The organism is Symbiopectobacterium sp., from assembly GCF_051710365.1.
Lineage (GTDB): Bacteria > Pseudomonadota > Gammaproteobacteria > Enterobacterales > Enterobacteriaceae > Symbiopectobacterium.
The window spans coordinates 1-2,099 of record NZ_JBPETA010000319.1; the positions used below are offsets into that span (position 1 = coordinate 1).

Here is a 2,099-nt window from a genome sequence, read left to right on the forward strand (position 1 = left end):
TCAAGGTTACGGATGGTAACGTGGGGAGTACTCATGCTGATTGGTCTGCAAAAAGCAGTAATAAATTCAGAACTTCAGAATACCGTCAAGTCCCGAAAAAAGAAAAACCAGGTGCGGAATGACGGATGAAGAATTAACGCCTGACGAAAGACAATATTACAACCGATTAGACTCGTGGAGAAAGGAACGCTACCTAAATACTATTCCTATAGTCAGGGGGGTAATGGAAGCTGTAGACGCTGGCGAAAAAGGATTGCCTCACCCACGGATAATTAATTGGGAAGAAAAACGGGTGGCATGGGAAAATCGCGTGATATTAGCCGAAGAGAAGCGGATCGCAGCGGAAGCCAATAGAGTTTATGCCAAAGTAGAAATTGACCCATCTAAAGACGAACGCTTTAAGAATTACATAGGGCGTTACGGTGCTGTCAGAAGCGACTAATCGTTTGAATGCAGCGCCGAAAACTTGGTACGCTCTTTAATGAGCCTGTCTTTTATCCCCATAGGAGCACCTCATGATTGAAGTTGAAAACGTTAAAGTCCTTCTTCTTGAAGTTACAGACCTTGTATTTAGGTTAAACAAAGATGGAAGCGATACCATCACTTTAAAACCAGAGGCCGACAAGAAAGCCATCCTCGCGGAAATCGTGATTTTCGGTGACCGCCTGATAAAGAACCGCCACGCGCTGTAATTTACTCAGCATTGTGCAGGGACAAGTCACACGTCAGAGTCACATTTTGAGAATGGCAGCAATGATGCTGACGGCAGCGGCCACCATTAGTCCAAGCCGGATGGTCATCTGCATGCCAAGCGTCTCAAATTTATCATTAATTTTATCGAAACCAGCAGTCATATCCTTACGGACATCGGCTATCTCTGCGGACAGATCCTTACGCACATCGGCTATCTGCGCCTCAGTTTTCTCGAAGCGAGCCTGCATCTGAGCTTCATTCTTCTCGAAGCGAGCTTCCATATCTTTGCGAACATCGGCTATATCGCGCTTTACCTCGGCAATATCAGCCTTGGTAGCCACATCAGCCACCTCATGAGACTTGCGCACAACGAGCGAAATCGCCTTGGCTTGCTCACTGGTAAGCCCGGCTGTCTGAAGCTCTTCTGACGCCTGCAATGTATCAAATGCAACTTGGCCCATGGCGGATCCTCCTGTGTTAAGCCAAGTGTAAGCGATCTGACCGCCAAACTGCAAAATTTTACCCGTCAGAAAAAATTTTTAACTTAGAGAGCTATCGACTGAAGCAGAAGCGCAAAGCCGGGATTATCGCTGAGGCTAATCCTGAGTAAACAAGGTGGATCAATATTAAACCGTTGGCGGTGACGGTAAGTGGATCACTTTTTACCCGTTGTTGACAGATGGCAGCAGAGCAATATGCAAACCGTATTCAGGTAATTAATCTGGGGGGGTGATGAATGAAAAAAGTGTTTGAACTGGTGATGTTTACCCTGTTCTTTTCGAGTCTCTCGGGTGTCGTGCTTACGGCTGGCTTCTACTGCTTTATTGCCGTGGCGCATTTGCTATCGCGCCTGCTGTGGGGGACGCCTCTGTGATGAGTTTTGCAGAGAGGATTTTGAGAAAGCGGATAGGAACAAACTGCGCGGAGGTGGGGTGTGAGATCGAATCGTGAGGCCCGTTGGCTGCTGTACGTGCCGATCGCTGGATATGAAGTGATTCCAGTGCCTGTGCTTGAGAAAAAACACTGCTCGGTAGCTAATCTAATCCAGTAATTCCGCACCGGGATCGCGCCGGGGTTCCATTATCGTTTTAACCAACGAGGTATATCTGTATGCAAAATTTAACCATTGCACAAACATTAACCATGTCCAGCCGCTACGAGCGGTTTTTTTACGCCTGAATGAAGGAGATTGAAATGTCATACCGTTTAACTAAAGCCACCAAACAACACATTGCAGATATGGCTACACGTAAAAAATTCCAAGAGAAATGGAATGCAGCCGTCATTCCGCACCTGGTTTTTCTTTTTTCGGGACTTGACGGTATTCTGAAGTTCTGAATTTATTACTGCTTTTTGCAGACCAATCAGCATGAGTACTCCCCACGTTACCATCCGTAACCTTGATC

The 2,099-nt window shown here is 46.5% G+C and carries 4 protein-coding genes; 3 read left to right on the forward strand and 1 reads right to left on the reverse strand.

All coding sequences use genetic code 11. The annotated features are described in order from the left end of the window. Positions 1 to 118 precede the first annotated feature (118 nt). Together ACTBDZ_RS17270 and ACTBDZ_RS17275 are read left to right on the forward strand one after the other, a co-directional pair. The gene (locus ACTBDZ_RS17270) at positions 119 to 442 is read left to right on the forward strand and encodes a hypothetical protein (protein ID WP_438816204.1); all 324 of its coding nucleotides are present in this window, start codon (positions 119 to 121) and stop codon (positions 440 to 442) included. A gap of 73 nt (positions 443 to 515) precedes the next feature. Then, positions 516 to 692: a hypothetical protein gene (locus ACTBDZ_RS17275; protein WP_438816205.1), complete on the forward strand. Its 177-nt coding sequence runs from the start codon at positions 516 to 518 to the stop codon at positions 690 to 692. A 39-nt stretch (positions 693 to 731) separates the two neighbouring features. Here ACTBDZ_RS17275 and ACTBDZ_RS17280 read toward each other — a convergent pair whose 3' ends face one another. Continuing rightward, on the reverse strand, positions 732 to 1,154 hold the full coding sequence (locus ACTBDZ_RS17280) for a DUF1640 domain-containing protein (RefSeq protein ID WP_438816206.1): 423 nt from the start codon (positions 1,152 to 1,154) through the stop codon (positions 732 to 734). A 275-nt stretch (positions 1,155 to 1,429) separates the two neighbouring features. On the opposite strand from ACTBDZ_RS17280, the gene ACTBDZ_RS17285 reads away from it, so the two are divergent. Continuing rightward, the gene (locus tag ACTBDZ_RS17285; protein ID WP_438816207.1) at positions 1,430 to 1,567 is read left to right on the forward strand and encodes a sodium:solute symporter; all 138 of its coding nucleotides are present in this window, start codon (positions 1,430 to 1,432) and stop codon (positions 1,565 to 1,567) included. Positions 1,568 to 2,099 lie beyond the last annotated feature (532 nt).